Source organism: Streptomyces sp. B93 (assembly GCF_018070565.1).
In the GTDB taxonomy this organism is placed as follows: Bacteria; Actinomycetota; Actinomycetes; order Streptomycetales; family Streptomycetaceae; genus Streptomyces.
Window position 1 is genome coordinate 67,836 of sequence record NZ_JAGPXL010000003.1, and the last position, 16,280, is coordinate 84,115.

A 16,280-nucleotide genomic window follows, 5' to 3' on the forward strand; every position below is an offset into this window, starting at 1 on the left:
GGACGCTGCGCCTTCCCAACCCGGCTGCGGCCGGGTTGTGCGGGTGCCCAGGGGCCCTGATCATGCCGGTGGCCTGCGTGACCTTCCCGTTATGGCCCGTGGATCTCCTGCCGGTCCCTTGCCGAGGGCCGGCGCGAGTTCCTCAGGTGTGCGTACCGGCCCGCGGTGGCGGGTCCCGGCTCACGGCCGCAGCAGGCGCCTCGCCGTCAGGGCCAGGGTGATCTCGGCGAGGTCGGACGGGCGGGCCAGGGAGCGGGTGGTGAGTTGTTCGAAGCGGCGGAGGCGGTTGAGGACCGTGTTGCGGTGGCAGTAGAGGCGGCGGGCGGCGCGCTGGGCGGAGCCGTCGCAGGCGAGCCAGGCGGCGAGGGTGTCCAGGAGGACCTCGCGGTCGGCGGGGTCCATCCGGGCGAGCGGGCCGAGGACCCGGTCGCTGAGGGCGGCGCCGAGTTCGGGTGAGGTGACGATGAGGGCGGCGGGCAGATGGTCGGCGAGCCGGACCGCGCCGCCCTCCGGTGGGCAGATGGTGAGCGCGGTGTCGGCGAGCCCGCGGGCCTCCCCCACCGCGGCCAGGCCCTCGACGACGCCGCCGATGCCGATGCGGACACCCGCGGTCGGCCCGGTGGGCTCGAGGACCGGCTCGGGCAGGTCGCCGTCGCCGACGAGGACGATGCCGTAGTCCGCTTCGGCGCCGGAGTGCCAGTGGGCGGGCAGGCCGGGCGGTACGGCGAGGGCGCGGGCGTCGGCGCACTGGGCGGGGTGGCCGCCCGCGATGGCGACGACGACGTACCGGCCGCTCTCGGGCAGGTCGAGGACCTCGGCGGCCTCGGGCAGGTCGGCGATGCGGCTGGTGCCGTCGAGGAGGGCGGCGGCCAGCACCCGTACCCGGTTCTCGCGGCGCCAGGCCAGCTGCCGTTCCACCTGCCGGTAGGCGTCGGCGACGAGGGTGCAGTGCTCGTCGACGAAGTTCCACACGTCGGAGGCGACGTGCACCAGGAGGCGGATGTCCTCCGGCGCGGTCCGTGAGGTCTCCTCGACCAGGCCCTGCCAGACCAGTGAGCCGCCCAGCCGGAAGGCGTGCAGCAGCGCGTCGAGGGGGATGCCCTGTTCGGCGCGGCGGGCGCCGATCTTCCAGGTGCAGCGGCGGGCGCCGTCGCGGGCGCCGCGCGGGTCGAGGAGGGAGGCGACGCTGTGCCGCAGCGAGCGGTGCACCTCCTGCCAGGTGGCGACGGGTTCGGTCTCCATGGCGGACCGGTAGGACGGCTCCTCCTCCTGGAGCACGGCCACCAGCCGGTCGGTGAGGTCGGGCAGGTCGTTCTGCAACACGCGGGCGGCGCGGTGCAGGACGTGGATGGCGTCGGCGTCGATCAGCGACCGGACGGGACGTCCGGCGCGTGGTGGTGGGACGGCGGTGGGTCGAAGGCGGGTCGCCGTTCGTGGCCGTAGTGCTTGCTGCATCGCGGTCCTCCCCCAGGGTCGGTTGCCCGGCGGTGCGGTCGCCGCGGGCCTCCGACCGGTTCCCGGTCGGCCGGGGTGCCCGTTGCGGTGGCCGGCATCTGACTCTTGCTGCCCCGAAGGATGGCATACCGTCCGGTCGGTCCCTAGGGTTGTGCACCGGTCTTTTCCGACTGCTCCACCAGTCGGGCCAGCTCGACCCGGGACCGTACGCCCAGGGCGGCGAAGACATTGCGGAGGTGGTAGTCCACGGTGCGGGTGCTGACGGAGAGGCTCCGGGCGACCTCTCGGTTGGTGGCGCCCTCGGCCACGCACTGTGCGATACGCCACTGCTGGGGGGTGAGCCGGGACAGCGCCCCGCCGCCGGTCGCGCCGGTCGCCGCCCCGTTGGCGCGCAGCTCCTGGCGTGCCTGCTCGGCCCAGACCCCGGCGCCGCAGTGGTCGAAGGCCGCCAGCGCTGCGCCGAGCCGGTCGCGGGCCTCGCGCAGCCGGCGCCGTCGCCGCAGCCACTTGCCGTACAGCAGCTGGGTGCGGGCCCGTTCGAAGTCGCCGGGTGTCCTCTCGTGCAGGTGCAGGGCGCGCAGGTAGAGCGCGTCGGCGTGCTCGGGCGGCGCGAGCAGGGCGTGACAGCGGGCCAGCTGGGCGGGTGCCTGGGCGTCGGCGCCGAGGGCGGCCCACAGCGCGAGGTCGGCGACGACGTCGCGGGCGTCCCCCGGGCGTCCGGCGAGCACGGCGGCCTCCACGAAGCAGGGCACCGCGAGCATCCACACCGCGAAGTGACCGCGCCGGGGTCCGGTCCTGACCAGTGGGCCGAGCCGGTCCGCCGCCTCCAGTGGACGGCCCCGGCCCAGGTCGGCACGGGCGGCGGCCCAGTGCGCGAGGGTGGCGGCCTGGGCCAGGCCGTGCCGTCGGGCGGTGGTGAGGGCGGCGGCCACATGGTGGGTGACGACGGAGGTCTCGCCCTCGATCGACGCGGCCAGGGCGAGTACGGCGTGGTGGTGGGCGGCGGTGTTGCGCTGCCCGGCGCGCTGGGCGGCGCGCAGTCCCTCCTCGGCGTGGGTGCGGGCCAGGGCGTGGCGTCCGGCGCGCAGTTCGGCGTAGGCGAGGTACTCCAGGGCGCGGGGCACCAGGGCGCCGGAGCCGCGGGCGCGGGCCGCCGCCAGGGCCCGCGCCCCCGACCGGGCCGCCGCGGACATGTCACCGAGGAGGAGTGCGGCGACCGCCGGGCGCAGCAGGGCGTCGGGTTCGCCGTCGACGGGGGCGAGCGCCACCACGCGGCGCAGCGGGGCCGCCGCGTCGTCGAAGCGTGCCTCCAGTACGGCGCGCAGGCCGAGGCGGTAGTCGGAGGCGGGATGCGGCCCGGTCGCCGGGGCCGGGGCGGGCCGCCCGGCGTCGAGGGCGTCCAGGCAGGCCTCCGCGTCGCCCGCCGCCCAGGCCGCGTCGGCGGCGGCGAGCGCGGCGGCCATGGCGAGGTCCGGCTCCTCGGCGGACAGCAGGCCGGCGGCGGACAGCAGGGACTCGCGGGCGTCGGCGACCGGGCCGTCGTAGCGCTCGGCCAGACCCCGCACCAGCTCGGCCCGGCCGCGCACGGCCTCCGGCAGCGTGCTGTGGACGGCGTCGCCGAGCAGCCCGAGGGCCCAGCGGGGGCGGCCCGCGTGCAGTGCCTGCTCGGCGGCGGCCGTACGGCTGGCGGCGCGCCGCGTGGGGTCCGCCGCGAGCTGGGCGGCACGGCTGTGCGCCAGGGCGCGCAGCCGCTCGGAGGCCGCGACGCCCGCGTCGGCCGCGGTGGCCGACAGCTCGGCGGCGATCACGGGTGCGGGTGAGGTGGTGGCCCAGGCGCGGTGCAGCAGCGCCGGGAGCCGCTGCCCGTCGGCCGCCAGGACCTGGGCGAGCGCCCGGTGTGCGGCCCGCCGCCGCTCCGGCGGGGCCCCGGCGTAGGCGGCGCGCCGCAGCAGGCTCCCGGCGAACCGGAACCGGCCGTCGGCGAGGTCCACGGCGTCGGGCAGCGGGTGGCGGGGGGCGGAGGCGGCGGGCCGCAGCCGCCGTACGGATCTGAGGACCAGGTCGGCGTCCACGGCGAGGTCGTCGGACTCGTGCAGCGCGGCGGCCGCGGTGACCAGCAGGTCGGCCGCGGCGGGCGGGAGGCCGCGCAGCGCTTCCCCGGCCACGCCGGTGAGCACCCCGGCGTCGGCGAGCGGCCGGGGCAGGGGCCGCTGCCCGGCCAGCTCGGCGGGTGCCAGCCGGCGCACCAGGGCCAGCAGCAGGGCGGGGTTGCCCTCGGCCTCCTCCAGCAGTTCCTCACGGACCGTGGGGTCGACGCCGCCGCCCGTGACGTCGTCCAGCAGCGCTCCGGCGTCGGGCGGGGCGAGCGGGTGCAGTCCGGTCACCGGCAGTCCGGCGAGGTCCCGTTCGGCGGCGCGGTGCCCGGCGGTGGAGACGAGGAGTCCGACCCGGCCCGCCACGTGCAGCCGCCGGGCGGCCTGGCCCAGGGCGGCGCGGGAGGCGCTGTCCCACAGGTGGACGTCGTCGACGCAGAGCAGCAGCGGGGCGTCGGTGGCGGCGGAGGCCAGCGTGTCCAGCAGCGCCCGCACCGGCGGGGCTCCCGTCCCGGCCGCGCCGACCGCGGCCCCGGTCTCCGCCGCCAGGGCCGCCGCCGTACGGCACAGGGTGTGCACGGCGGCGTAGGACGCGCGGGTGCCGGACGGTTCGGCGGGGACGGTGAGGACGCGTCCGGCGTCGAAGGCGCGGGCCGCGTGGCCGAGCAGGGCGGTGCGGCCGAGTCCCGGCTCGCCGGTCACCACGAGAACGGCGCTGTCCGTCCGCAGCCGGTCCAGCAGGGCGGCCACGGCCCGCCGTTGGGTGTCGCGCCCGTACAGCCGTCCAGGCGCTCGCACGGTCGTCGATACGGTCATTCCCGGGAGGTTACGTACAGGTAACCGGGCCCGGAAGCCGGGCGTCCGCGGCCCCGCCCCGCTCATCCGCGCCGCGACCTGCCGTTTCGTACGGTGTCGGCGGCGCAGGTCTGTGCCGGTGCCCAGGCCGGAGACGGACCGGCCGGGCCCCGGCACAACGCCGGCGGCGGCCGCGCGCCGGGCGCGACCGCCGCCGGGGCACCCCGGTGGGTGTCAGGAGGTGTGCGGGCAGTTGCCCCGGTACTCCTCGATGGTGAGGCTGGGCCGCGGCAGCGGGCACAGGAACTGCTCGTAGCGGGTGTCGTTGTCGATGAATCGCTTCAGCCACGAAATGCTGTACTTGGCGATCGTCGTGTCGTTCGTGTTCGGGGTGAAGTGCGTGGCGTTGTTCAGCTCCAGGTAGGCCTTGTCCAGGGACGACGGCAGGCTGTTGTAGAAGGGCTCGGAGTGGGTGGCGACCGGGGCGATGGTGTCGCCGTCGGCGCCGATGATCATGGTCGGGGTGCGCAGCTCCGGCCAGGTCTTGTCGGTGTTCCAGGGCGTGAGCGGGATCGCGGCCTGGAGGGAGGGCCGGGACTTGGCCGCCTCCAGGCTGCCGCCGCCGCCCATCGAGTGGCCCATCACGCCCAGGCGGCTGCTGTCGACACGGCCGCGCACCGAGCTGCGCTCGGTGAGGTAGTCCAGCGCGGCGAGCAGCTGACGGCCCCGCGAGTCGGGCTGGTCCAGCGTGGTGTTGGTGTCGATGGTGAACACCACGAAGCCCTGGGAGGCGAGGCGCGGTCCGAGCCAGGCGATGGACGACTCGTAGGCGGTGAACCCGGGCGAGATGACGACCGCGCCGAAGGTGCCGTCGGCGGTGCTGGTCGGGTAGTAGATCGTGCCGCCGCCGAAGCCGGAGACGAGCAGCGAGGACACGCTGGTCTGGGAGACGGAGTACGGGCCGCGCAGCGCCTCGATGCTGCTGTTGGTCGGCGCCGGGCCGCGCTCGTAGGGGTTGTCCGCGGCGTGCGCCCCGGGGCTGGTGAGGGTGGAGAGCCCGACCACGGCGGCGATCGCGGCGGCGGCGCCGGCGAGGCGGCGCGTCCCGCGGCGGGCGCGGCCGGTGGGGGGCGTGCTGGTGACGCTGGTGGCGGTGCTGCTGTGCGGGTGCTCCTGCACGACTGGGGGTCCTCTCGGTCATGTGGGGAGGCCCGGCCGTACGCGGTCCCACTGGCGTGGAGGATGCGTGGACCGCGTCCGACGGGCGCCGCCGAACTGGCTGGCCCCGCCACTGTCGGGGCGGACCCGCGGCGGGGGGACCGGCGAAATCACCGGTGTCGTGCGGGGAGGGCGGTCGAGGGCGCGGCGAGCGGGTGTGCGACGCTCGGCACCGGTTCGTGGAACCTCGTGGGCGACAGAGAGGCGACGGCATGCGTATCGGACTGCTGGGCACCGGGCCGTGGGCGCGGATGGCACACGCACCGGCCCTGAGCGGGCACGGCGAGCTGGAGTTCGCCGGGGTGTGGGGACGCCGCCCCGAGGCCGCGAAGGAACTGGCCGACGAGTACGGGGTCCGGGCCTACGACGACGTGGACGCGCTGATCGCCGATGTGGACGCGGTCGCGGTGGCGCTGCCGCCGGACGTGCAGGCGGGCCTCGCGGCGCGGGCGGCGCGGGCGGGCCGCCATCTGCTGCTGGACAAGCCGCTGGCACCGACGGTGGCGCAGGGGCGGGCCGTGGTGGAGGCCGTGCGGGAGGCGGGGGTCGCCTCGGTGGTCTTCTTCACCACACGGTTCCAGCGGGAGCCGGAGGCGTGGATCGACGCGCAGGCGGCGGCCGGGGGCTGGTTCACGGCGCGGGCGCAGTGGCTGGGCGCGGTGTTCACCACCGACAGCCCCTTCGCCGCGTCCCCGTGGCGGCGGGAGCGGGGCGCGCTGTGGGACGTGGGCCCGCACGCGCTGAGCGTGCTGCTGCCGGTGCTCGGTGACGCCCGCCGGGTGGCCGCCGCGGCGCGCGGGCCGCGGGACACCGTCCAGCTGGTCCTCGACCACGACGGCGGCGCGTCCAGCACCCTCACCCTGAGCCTGACCGCGCCGGTGGCCGCGGCGGGCGCCGGGGTCGAGCTGCGCGGCACCGCCGGGGTGACCGAGCTGCCCACCGGCACCGAGACCGCGGTGGACGCCCTGACCCGGGCGGCGGACGCCCTGCGCACCGCCGCGGCCACCGGCGTCCCCCACCCCTGCGACGCGGCCTTCGCCCTCCGCGTCACCGAGATACTCGCGGAGGCGGAGGGACTGCTGGGCGTCAGGGACTGAAGCAGATCCGCTCGCGTACGACGGGGAACCCGGCGCGTTCGAAGTGGGCGGCCATCGGGGTGTTGCCGCGGTCGGTCGCCGCGGCGATGAAATCCGCGCCGCGTTCGGCGAGGAAGTGGGTGCACTCGGCGAGCAGGTCGTAGGCGTAGCCGTGGCCGCGTTGTTCCGGCAGGACGCCGATGAAGCCGATGCAGGGGCCCGAGGGGTTGTGGGCGGGGATGTGGATGCCGACCGCGTCGCCCCCGGGGGTGCGGGCGACGCGCCACCACTCGCGGGGGGACGGGCACCAGTGGAAGAAGTCGAGTTCCTCCCGCGCGGCGAGGTCCACGCCGCCCTTGTCGATGGCGAGCAGGGCGTGCTGGTCGAGGGTGGCGGAGTGGATGCGGCGCAGGGCGTCGAGGAACACCGCGTCGTCCGGTTCGGGGTCGTACACCAGGCGGGTGGGGCGGGGCGGCAGGCCCAGGTCCGGGGTCCAGCGGTAGAGGAAGCGCTCCACGAGGAGGTCGTATCCGGCGGTCCGGGCGGCGGCGAAGCGGGTCTCGGCGGCGGCGCGGGCCGGTGCGTGCTCGCGCCAGCCGCTGGGCAGGGTCAGCTCCAGCTCGACCCGCCAGGGGGCGGTGCGCAGCAGCTCCGCGCCGGCCTCCGTCTCGCCCTCGGCGACGTCGAACCAGTTGATGTTGACCGGTTCCGGGTCGTCGGGGCCGCCCCACCAGGCGCCGCGGGCGACAACCCGGCCGTCGCGCAGGGCGACGCGCCGCCAGTCGGGGCGGTGCCGGGTCCTGCGGTGGGTCTCGTGGTGGCCGAGGGGGTCGGGGAGCGCGTCGAAAAGGGCCGCTTCGCTGTCGTCGAGCGAGCGGATGACCAGGTCGGTCATGGGTCCTCCGGGTTGCGGGGAGCGCTCCCGGGCAGGTCAGGCACGGCACGCCGGGGCAACGGGAAGGGAGCGCTGAAACAGGGGGAATCGCACGGCACTGCCTCCTTCCGTCGTCTCGGGGCGTGGCGTCTGACGGTACGAGAGGCCCCGCGTGATCGTCCAGCGGTTTTTCGCGGAACCCGGATCGGTGCCCCGGCCTGCGCCGAAACCGACATCCAGGGGCGGTTTGCCGCGTCTCGGGATTGCATGGCGGGCTCCCGGGGTGAATCGTGAGTTATCGGACCCGATGACAGCAGCGGGGCCGAAGCAGTGACCCGGACCGAGGAGCACAGATCATGTCTACGTCACAGTCCGGCGCGTCCCAGCCCTCCCAGGACCGCGCCACCCCCGACGCCCTGCTCCACATCCGCCCCGGCACCGATGTGTCGGCCGAGGACGTGGTGCTCGCGTCCGGCAAGGACCTGACCCCGCGCAACCTGGAGTGGGCCGAGCGGAAACTGGCGGCGGAAGGCCCCGCCGCGCTGGACAAGCTGCTTCCTTAGCGGCGTACGCAGGCAAAGGGCAGGGGCACCGCACCGGGCGGTGCCCCTGCCGTGGTGACGGGACGGGGGGATCAGTCGGGCGGGGGCGTCATGTCGTCGTCGACGATGTGGACGGCGGCCTCCTCGGCGCCCGCCGCGCCCGCGTCGATGCCGACGTCCTCGGCGACCTCCTCCTTGGTGGTGTCGGGGCGCAGGCCCTCGTCCGGGGCGACCAGGCGTCCGGCGCGCTCGCCGCCCGCCTCCGGGTCGACCGGTTCGCCCTCCCCCTCCGGCAGGTCGCCGACACCGTCCCCGACGGGCGCGCCCGCCTCGGGGACCTCCTGGGCGAGCCGCTCGTCGAGGCTCTCGCCCTCGTGCTGTTCGGCGGCGGTGGTGCCGTGCTTGGTGACGCCGAGCGGCTTCTCCGGCGGTGAGTAGCCCTCGTCCAGGGTGTCGTCGTAGGTCCGTTCGTCGACGGCGTTCTCCAGGTCCAGCGGTGCGGCGTCCTCCTGCTCCTCGTTGGTCCCGGTGGGCTGGTAGACGTCGTCCCCCATCGGTTCGGGGTTCGTCCGTTCCGTGCCCATGCTGCCTCCCTGTGGTGCTGGTGGTCCCCTTCCGCGTTTCCCGTTCCGGGGCCGCCAACCTCCCGGGAGGCTCAGGGAGCGGCGTTCGGGCCGTTCGGGCGGGCCCGGCGCTGGGTGATCATCTCCTCGCTGAGCCGCGCCGTCTCCGGCTCGGCGAGGCGCTCGAAGCCGTCCTCGGTGATCACCGAGACGAGGGGGAAGATCCGCCGGGAGACGTCGGGGCCGCCGGTCGCGGAGTCGTCGTCGGCGGCGTCGTAGAGGGCGTGCAGCGCGGCCAGGGCCGCCTCACGCCGGTCCATGCCCGTGCGGTACAGCTTCTTCAGCGCTCCCCGGGCGTACGGGGAGCCGGAGCCCTCGGCGTGGAAGGCTGACTTCTCGTAGGCGCCGCCCGCCACGTCGTAGGCGAAGATGCGGCCGCGGCGGCCTCCGGGGGCCTTGGGGTCGTAGCCCGCGAGGAGGGGGACGACGGCGAGGCCCTGCATGGCCTGGGCGAGGTTCTGCCGGAGCAGGCCGGCGAGCCGGGCCGCCTTGGCGCCGAAGGTCATCGGGGTGCCCTCGATCTTCTCGAAGTGGGCGAGTTCGACCTGGTAGAGCTTGACCATGTCGAGGGCGAGTCCGACGCTTCCGGCGAAGGCGACCGCCGTGTGGTCGTCGGCGGGGTGCACCTTCTCCAGGTCGCGCTGGGCGATGAGGTTCCCCATGGTGGCCCTGCGGTCCCCGGCGATCAGTACGCCGTCGGCGTAGGCGAGGGCGAGGACGGTGGTGCCGTGCGGGAACCGGCCGGGCTCGGCGCGCACGCCGTCGGGCAAGGGGCTGCGGGTGGGCAGCAGCCCGGGGCGGTGCGCCGCGAGGAACTCGGTGAACGACGAGGTGCCGGGGGTGAAGAACTCCTCCCCCAGCCGGCCGCCCTCCCACTCGTTGCCCGCCATCGCGTTCCCCCCTCTGCTCCGGTCCGACATCCGACTCCTACCTGACCCGGCGGGACGGGAAACACGCCGGACGTCATCGGCGCCTCCGCGGCCGGGGGCGGCCACGGAGGCGGAGACAGCGGGGAGCAACCGGAGGCTGGGGTCAGCGGACCGTGGGCTCCCGGTGCGGGGGCTGTTCGGGCGCCGGGCGGTAGGACGGGGACGGGACGTCGCGGACGGCGGGGTCGTCGGGGCGTACGGTCACGGGGGAGCCGTGGTGGTGGATGGTCAGGGGTCCGCCGCTCAGCAGGGTGTAGGTGGCCTTGTCGGGGGCGATCTCCACGTGCAGCCGCCGGCCGAGGAGCTGGAGGGTGAAGGCGAGGCGGCTGATCTTCTCCGGCAGCCGGGGCGCGAAGCGCAGCGTGCCGCCCTCCCGGCGCATCCCGCCGAACCCGGCGACCAGGGCCAGCCAGGTCCCGGCGAGGGAGGCGATGTGGAGTCCGTCGCGGGTGTTGTGCTCCAGGTCCTCCAGATCCATCAGGGCGGCCTCGGCCGTGTAGTCGTGGGCGAGCCGCAGGTGTCCGGCCTGGGCGGCGACGACGGCCTGGACACAGGCGGAGAGGGAGGAGTCGCGGACGGTCAGGGGCTCGTAGTAGGCGAAGTTGCGGGCGATGTGCTCCTCGTCGAAGTGGGTGTGGCAGGTGTACATGGCGAGGACCAGGTCGGCCTGTTTGACGACCTGTTTGCGGTAGAGGTCGAAGTAGGGGAAGTGCAGCATCAGCGGGTACTGCTCGGGCCGGGTGCCCTCGAAGTCCCAGCGCTGGTAGCGGGTGAAGCCCGCGTGCTGTTCATGGACGCCGAGTTCGGCGTTGTAGGGCAGGTGCACGGCCCTGGCCGCGTCCCGCCAGGCGGCGCTCTCCTCGTCGTCGGCGCCGAGCCGGGCCGCCTGCTCGGGGTACCGTTCGACGGCGTCGGCGGCGGCGAGCAGGTTCTCCCGCGCCATCAGGTTGGTGTAGGTGTTGTCGTCGGCGATCGCGCTGTACTCGTCGGGTCCGGTGACGCCGTTGATGTGGAAGACGCCGTGGTGGTCGTGGTGGCCGAGGGAGCGCCACAGCCGGGCGGTCTCCACCAGCAGCTCCAGGCCGGTGTCGCGTTCGAAGTCGGTGTCGCCGGTCGCGGTGACGTACCGCGTCACCGCGTCGGCGATGTCCGCGTTGACGTGGAAGGCGGCGGTGCCCGCGGGCCAGTACGCCGACCCCTCCGAGCCCTCGATGGTCCGCCAGGGGAACGCGGCTCCGCGCAGCCCCAGTTGGGCGGCGCGTTCCCGGGCGGCGGGCAGTGTGGACTGCCGCCAGCGCAGCGCCTCGGCGACCGCGTCCGGGGAGATGTAGGTGAGCAGGGGCAGCACGAAGGTCTCGGTGTCCCAGAAGGCGTGCCCGTCGTAGCCGGAGCCGGTGAGTCCCTTGGCGGGGATGGCGCGGCCCTCGGCGCGGGCGCCCGCCTGGAGGACGTGGAAGAGGGCGAAGCGGACGGCCTGCTGGATCTCCTCGTCGCCGTCGACCTCGACGTCGGCGCGCGCCCAGAAGTCGTCCAGGTAGGCCCGCTGTTCGGCCAGCAGTCCGGGCCAGCCGCTGTGCGCGGCCGCGGCGAGCGCCGCCTCGGCCTGGTCGCTCATCGCGGGGCGGGAGCGGTTGGCTGACCAGCCGTGCGCGACCAGTTTCTCCACCCGCAGCCGCTGGCCGGGCTCCAGCACCGAGGTGACGGTGAGCCGGGCGACGTCGACGTTGCTCTCGCTGCCGGTCGTGGTCCGTTCGGGGCCGGTGACGACGTGGTCGGCGGCGACGGCGACCCGCAGTCCGCTGTGCCGGGTGCGGTGCACCAGGCGCAGCCGGGGGCCCGCCGCGAAGTGTTCCTCGGGCTCCAGCGGTGACTTCAGGACCCGGGCCTGCCGGGGATCGCCGTCCGGGTCGGGCAGCGACTCGTTGGCGACCAGTTCCGACTGGATGACCACGCGGGCGGGGCGGCCCACGGGTTCCACCTCGTAGGCGACGGCGGCGACGGCCCGCTGGGTGAGCGAGACCAGCCGGGTGGAGCGGACGCGGACGGTGGTGCCCGCCGGTGACGTCCATTCGCAGACGCGTGTCAGGACGCCCCGGCGCAGGTCGAGGGTGCGTTCATGGCTGACGAGGCGTCCGTAGCGCAGGTCGAAGGGCTCGTCGTCGACGAGGAGGCGCAGCACCTTGCCGTTGGTGACGTTGATGACGGTCTGGCCGGACTCCGGGTAGCCGTACCCGGCCTCGGCGTAGGGCAGCGGGTGCACCTCGTGGACGCCGTTGAGGTAGCTGCCGGGCAGTCCGTGCGGTTCGCCCTCGTCGAGGTTGCCGCGCCAGCCGACGTGCCCGTTGGAGAGGGCGAACACGGACTCGCTCTGGGAGAGGACGTCGAGGTTTAGGGAGGTCTCCCGCACCGTCCAGGGCTCGACGGCGTACGACCGCTGCGCTATCACGCCTTGCCTCCCAGTTCGGCGAGGTCGCCGACGACGATGTCGGCGCCGTGCGCGTACAGCGCGTCGGACTGTCCGACGCGGTCCACGCCGACGACGTACCCGAAGCCGCCCGCGCGGCCCGCGTCCATGCCCGCGAGGGCGTCCTCGAAGACGGCCGACTGCCGCGCGGTGACGCCGAGGTCGCGGGCGGCGGCGAGGAAGGTGTCGGGGCGCGGCTTGCCCGGCAGGCCGCGCTCGCGCGCGGTGACGCCGTCGACGCGTACGTCGAAGAGGTGCTCGGCGTCGATGGAGCGCAGCACGTCGAGGGTGTTGGCGCTGGAGGAGACGACGGCGGTGCGCAGCCCGTGGGCGCGGACGGCGTCGATGTAGCGCAGGGTGCCGTCGTAGGGTTCGACGCCCTGGGTGCGGATCCTCGTCAGGAGCAGTTCGTTCTTGCGGTTGCCGAGGCCGTGCACGGTCGCCGCGTCGGGTGGGTCTTCGGGGGTGCCTTCGGGCAGGTGGATGCCGCGGGAGGCGAGGAAGGTGCGTACGCCGTCGGCGCGCGGGAGTCCGTCGACGTACTCGTCGTAGTCGTGGGCGTCGAACGGCCGGAAGTGCTCGCCGTCGCGGTCCCGCAGGAACGCGTCGAACGTCTCCTTCCAGGCGGCGGCGTGGACGGCGGCCGTCTTGGTGACGACGCCGTCCAGGTCGAAGAGACAGGCCAGGATGCCTTCGGGCAGACCGAGATCCTTCATAAGGGACACCGTTCCCCACGAGCGCGCGTTGAGTGGGTAATGAGGACCACATGATGCGGACTTGTGGGAATGCGCGCGGGTGTACGAGGGGAACGGGGCGGCTCTGACACACTCGGCGGTGTGCATGGCGACGAGCGGGGCGAGCCCCTGACCTTCGACGATCTGCTGGCGCGGGCCCGCGCGCTGACCGGTGGCGGGCGGCGCCGGGCCCTGCTCGGCATCGCGGGCGGTCCGGGTGCGGGCAAGTCGACGCTGGCCGAGCGGCTGGTGCGGGAGCTGAACGGCGACGGTGAACCGTGGGCGGCGCGGGTGCCGATGGACGGTTTCCATCTGGCCGACGTGGAGCTGGACCGGCTCGGCCGCCGGGACCGCAAGGGCGCCCCGGACACCTTCGACGCGGCGGGGTACGCGGCGCTGCTGGGGCGGTTGCGGGAGGAGACCGGCGACACGGTGTACGCGCCGGGGTTCGAGCGGGTCCTCGAACAGCCGATCGCCGGGGCCGTCCCGGTGGTGCCGTCGGTGCGGCTGGTGGTGACGGAGGGCAACTACCTGCTGCTGGACGGCGGGGCCTGGCCGCGGGTGCGGGAGCGGCTGGACGAGGTGTGGTTCTGCGAGCTGCCGGAGGGCGAACGCATCCGCCGCCTCGTCGCCCGGCACGAGGAGTTCGGCAAGGCGCACGAGGCGGCGGTGGCGTGGGCGACGGGCACGGATCAGCGCAACGCCGACCTGATCGCGCCGACGCGGGAGCGGGCGGACCTGGTGGTGCCGGTGCGGGCGGTGCCCGCACCGGACCGGGTCACCGGGTGTCGCTCGTCAGCGTCCCGGTGAGGGCGGCGCGGCCCGCCTCCAGCCGGGCCGCGGGGATCCGGAAGGGCGAGCAGGAGACGTAGTCGAGTCCCGCCCGGTGGAAGAAGTGGATGGACTTGGGGTCGCCGCCGTGCTCGCCGCACACCCCGGTCTCCAGCCGGGGGTTGGCGGCGCGTCCGGCCTCGACGCCGATCTCCACCAGCCGGCCCACGCCCTCCTGGTCGATCGTCTCGAACGGTGAGGTGTCGAAGACGCCCTCGTCGAGGTAGAGCGGGACGAAGGAGGCCTCGGCGTCGTCGCGGGACAGGCCCCAGGTGGTCTGGGTCAGGTCGTTGGTGCCGAAGGAGAAGAAGTCGGCGACCTCGGCGATGCGTCCGGCGGTGAGCGCGGCGCGCGGCAGTTCGATCATCGTGCCGATCGGGAGGTCGAGCCGTGCCCCGGTCTCCGCCGCGACCTCGCCGAGCACCCGTTCGGTCTCGGCGCGCACCAGGCGCAGCTCCTCGACCGTGCCGACCAGCGGGATCATGATCTCGGCGCGCGGGTCGCCGCCGTCGAGCCGCCGCTGGGCGACGGCCTCGGCGATGGCCCTGACCTGCATGGCGACCAGACCCGGCACGGCCAGCGCCAGACGGACCCCGCGCAGCCCCAGCATCGGGTTCTGCTCCTGCATCCGCTCGACGGCGGCCAGCAGGGCACGGTCGTGCGGGTCCGGGTGTACGGCGGTGGCGAGCCGGACGGCGAGTTCGGTGCGGTCGGGCAGGAACTCGTGCAGCGGCGGGTCGAGCAGCCGGATCGTCACCGGCAGCCCGTCCATGGCGGCCAGGATGCCGACGAAGTCGTTCCGCTGGAGCGGCAGCAGGGCGCTGAGCGCGTCCGCGCGGGCTTCGTCGTCGCGGGCCAGGATCATCGCCTCGACCAGCGCCCTGCGCTCGCCGAGGAACATGTGCTCGGTACGGCACAGGCCGATGCCCTCGGCGCCCAGGGCGCGGGCGCGGACGGCGTCCTCGGGGGTGTCGGCGTTGGCCCGCACCTCCAGGCGGCGGACCTCGTCGGCGTGGGCGAGGGCGTCCAGGACGGCGGCGGTGACCTCGCCGGTGGCCTCCCGGGTCTCCAGCGCCTGCCCCACGTCGGAGGCGGTCAGCGGCAGCGCGCCCAGGTGGACGGTGCCCGCGGTGCCGTCGACGGAGACGGTGTCGCCCTCACTCACCACGACGCCGGTGGCGGTGGTGAGCCGCCGGGCGACGGGGTCGACGGTGAGCGACTCGGCGCCGCACACGCAGACCTTGCCCATGCCGCGGGCGACGACGGCGGCGTGGCTGGTCTTGCCGCCGCGGCTGGTGAGCACGGCCTGCGCGGCGATCATCCCGGGCAGGTCGTCGGGGGTGGTCTCGCGGCGCACCAGGACGACCTGTTCCCCGGCGGCGGCCCGGCGGTGGGCCGTGGCGGAGTCGAAGACGACGGCGCCGACGGCGGCGCCGGGTGAGGCGGGCACGCCCTTGGCGAGGGGCACGTCGTCGGGGCGGACGTCGAAGCGGGGGAACATCAGCCGGGTCAGGGCGTCGCCGTCGACCCGCACCAGCGCCTCGTCGGCGGTGATCTGGCCCTCCTCGCGCAGGTCGCGGGCGATGCGGAAGGCGGCCTGGGCGGTGCGCTTGCCGACCCGGGTCTGGAGGATCCACAGCTTGCCGCGCTCGACGGTGAACTCGACGTCGCACAGGTCGCGGTAGTGGTTCTCCAGGGTGCGCAGGTGGTCCCCGAGTTCGAGGTACGACGCCGGGTCGAGCCGCTTCAGCTCGGCGAGCGGGACGGCGTCACGGACGCCGGAGACGACGTCCTCGCCCTGGGCGTCGGGCAGGTAGTCGCCGTAGACTCCGCGTTCGCCGGTGGCGGGGTCGCGGGTGAAGGCGACGCCGGTGCCGGAGTCGGCGCCGAGGTTGCCGAAGACCATGGCCTGGACGTTGACGGCGGTGCCGAGGTCCTCGGAGATGTGTTCGCGGTGGCGGTAGACGCGGGCGCGTTCGCCGTTCCAGGAGTCGAAGACGGCGCGGATCGCGCGGCGCAGCTGCTCGGCCGGGTCCTGCGGGAACTCCTCACCGGTCGCACGGCGGATGATCTCCTTGAACTCGTCGGTGAGGGCGACGAGTTCACCGACGTCGAGGTCCTGGTCGGCGGCGACGGACAGCTTCTCGCGGTGCGCGGCGATGGCCTCCTGGAAGAGGTCGCCGTCCACGCCCATCACGGTGTGCCCGAACATCTGCACGAGCCTGCGGTAGGAGTCCCAGGCGAACCGCTCCCGGCCGGAGGCCTTGGCCAGGCCGGTGACGGAGTCGTCGTTGAGGCCGATGTCGAGGATGGTCTCCATCATCCCGGGCATCGAGAAGCGGGCGCCCGAGCGCACGGACACCAGCAGCGGGTCGTCGGGGGCGCCGAGCCGACGGCCCATCGCCCGTTCCAGACCGGCCAGGGCCCCGGAGACCTGTCCGGCCAGTTCCGGGGGTTCCGCGCCACTGGCCAGGAAGGTGCGGCAGGCCTCGGTGGTGACGGTGAACCCGGGGGGCACGGGCAGGCCGATCCGGGTCATCTCGGCGAGTCCGGCGCCCTTGCCGCCCAGCAGGCCGGCCATCTCCCGGCCGCCCTCGCCGAATGCGTACACGTACTTGATCGGTGCGTTCATCTCCGATGGGCCTC

At 74.9% G+C, this 16,280-nt stretch carries 12 protein-coding genes; 3 read left to right on the forward strand and 9 right to left on the reverse strand.

All coding sequences use genetic code 11. The annotated features are described in order from the left end of the window. Positions 1-180: 180 nt before the first annotated feature. From KBY47_RS04070 to KBY47_RS04080, 3 genes are all read right to left on the reverse strand, one after another. Positions 181-1,455, reverse strand: a complete 1,275-nt coding sequence (locus tag KBY47_RS04070) for a CdaR family transcriptional regulator (protein ID WP_210919484.1) — start codon at positions 1,453-1,455, stop codon at positions 181-183. Positions 1,456-1,598: 143 nt separating this feature from the next. Further along, a complete protein-coding gene (locus tag KBY47_RS04075; protein WP_210919485.1) occupies positions 1,599-4,364 on the reverse strand; it encodes a LuxR family transcriptional regulator in 2,766 nt (921 codons plus the stop codon). Positions 4,365-4,577: 213 nt separating this feature from the next. Then, positions 4,578-5,522 carry a dienelactone hydrolase family protein gene (locus KBY47_RS04080; protein ID WP_210919486.1) on the reverse strand — a complete coding sequence of 315 codons (945 nt, stop codon included), beginning with the start codon at positions 5,520-5,522 and terminating at the stop codon, positions 4,578-4,580. A 251-nt stretch (positions 5,523-5,773) separates the two neighbouring features. Here KBY47_RS04080 and KBY47_RS04085 point away from each other — a divergent pair, with 251 nt between their 5' ends. After that, positions 5,774-6,658: a Gfo/Idh/MocA family protein gene (locus KBY47_RS04085; RefSeq protein WP_210919487.1), complete on the forward strand. Its 885-nt coding sequence runs from the start codon at positions 5,774-5,776 to the stop codon at positions 6,656-6,658. Here KBY47_RS04085 and KBY47_RS04090 read toward each other — a convergent pair. Then, on the reverse strand, positions 6,648-7,532 hold the full coding sequence (locus tag KBY47_RS04090; protein ID WP_210919488.1) for a GNAT family N-acetyltransferase: 885 nt from the start codon (positions 7,530-7,532) through the stop codon (positions 6,648-6,650). The genes KBY47_RS04085 and KBY47_RS04090 overlap by 11 nt on opposite strands. A 335-nt stretch (positions 7,533-7,867) precedes the next feature. On the opposite strand from KBY47_RS04090, the gene KBY47_RS04095 reads away from it, so the two are divergent. Continuing rightward, on the forward strand, positions 7,868-8,074 hold the full coding sequence (locus KBY47_RS04095; protein ID WP_210919489.1) for a hypothetical protein: 207 nt from the start codon (positions 7,868-7,870) through the stop codon (positions 8,072-8,074). A gap of 71 nt (positions 8,075-8,145) precedes the next feature. On the opposite strand, the gene KBY47_RS04100 is transcribed toward KBY47_RS04095, so the two are convergent. From KBY47_RS04100 to KBY47_RS04115, 4 genes are all read right to left on the reverse strand, one after another. Continuing rightward, entirely contained in the window at positions 8,146-8,637 is a 492-nt protein-coding gene (locus KBY47_RS04100; RefSeq protein WP_210919490.1) for a DUF5709 domain-containing protein, read from the reverse strand. Between the two features lie 71 nt (positions 8,638-8,708). Further along, positions 8,709-9,566: a proteasome subunit beta gene (prcB, locus tag KBY47_RS04105; RefSeq protein ID WP_210919491.1), complete on the reverse strand. Its 858-nt coding sequence runs from the start codon at positions 9,564-9,566 to the stop codon at positions 8,709-8,711. Between the two features lie 142 nt (positions 9,567-9,708). Then, positions 9,709-12,051, reverse strand: a complete 2,343-nt coding sequence (locus tag KBY47_RS04110) for a glycoside hydrolase family 65 protein (RefSeq protein ID WP_210919492.1) — start codon at positions 12,049-12,051, stop codon at positions 9,709-9,711. Beyond that, positions 12,048-12,785: a beta-phosphoglucomutase family hydrolase gene (locus tag KBY47_RS04115; protein WP_210919493.1), complete on the reverse strand. Its 738-nt coding sequence runs from the start codon at positions 12,783-12,785 to the stop codon at positions 12,048-12,050. Before KBY47_RS04115 ends, KBY47_RS04110 begins: the two co-directional genes overlap by 4 nt. 120 nt (positions 12,786-12,905) lie before the next feature. On the opposite strand from KBY47_RS04115, the gene KBY47_RS04120 reads away from it, so the two are divergent. After that, entirely contained in the window at positions 12,906-13,613 is a 708-nt protein-coding gene (locus KBY47_RS04120) for a nucleoside/nucleotide kinase family protein (RefSeq protein WP_308405034.1), read from the forward strand. Here the strand turns inward: KBY47_RS04120 and ppdK are convergent. Then, entirely contained in the window at positions 13,582-16,266 is a 2,685-nt protein-coding gene (gene ppdK / locus KBY47_RS04125) for a pyruvate, phosphate dikinase (RefSeq protein WP_210919495.1), read from the reverse strand. The genes KBY47_RS04120 and ppdK overlap by 32 nt on opposite strands. Positions 16,267-16,280 lie beyond the last annotated feature (14 nt).